Origin of the sequence: Saccharopolyspora rectivirgula DSM 43747, assembly GCF_000497205.1 — a bacterium.
Classification (GTDB): Bacteria; Actinomycetota; Actinomycetes; order Mycobacteriales; family Pseudonocardiaceae; genus Saccharopolyspora; species Saccharopolyspora rectivirgula.
This window is the reverse complement of the sequence record NZ_AYJW01000182.1, coordinates 1-209: the sequence shown is the minus strand read 5'-3', so window position 1 is coordinate 209 and position 209 is coordinate 1. Positions and strand designations below refer to the sequence as shown.

Annotated in this window: 1 protein-coding gene; it reads left to right on the top strand. The window is 68.4% G+C overall.

Translation table 11 applies throughout. The annotated features are described in order from the left end of the window. A partial coding sequence (locus SREC43747_RS0119465; RefSeq protein WP_029723019.1) for a biotin/lipoyl-containing protein occupies nucleotides 1-209 on the top strand: 209 nt, incomplete at both ends.

Genomic DNA, 209 nt, shown 5'->3' with positions numbered 1-209 from the left:
GCGCTCGGCGAGAGCGTGACCGAGGGCACGATCACCCGGTGGCTCAAGAAGGAAGGCGACACCGTCGAGGTCGACGAGCCGCTGCTCGAGGTGTCCACCGACAAGGTCGACACCGAGATCCCCTCTCCCGCCGCCGGCGTGCTGCAGCAGATCATCGCCCAGGAGGACGAGACCGTCGAAGTCGGCGCCACCCTGGCAGTGATCGGCGA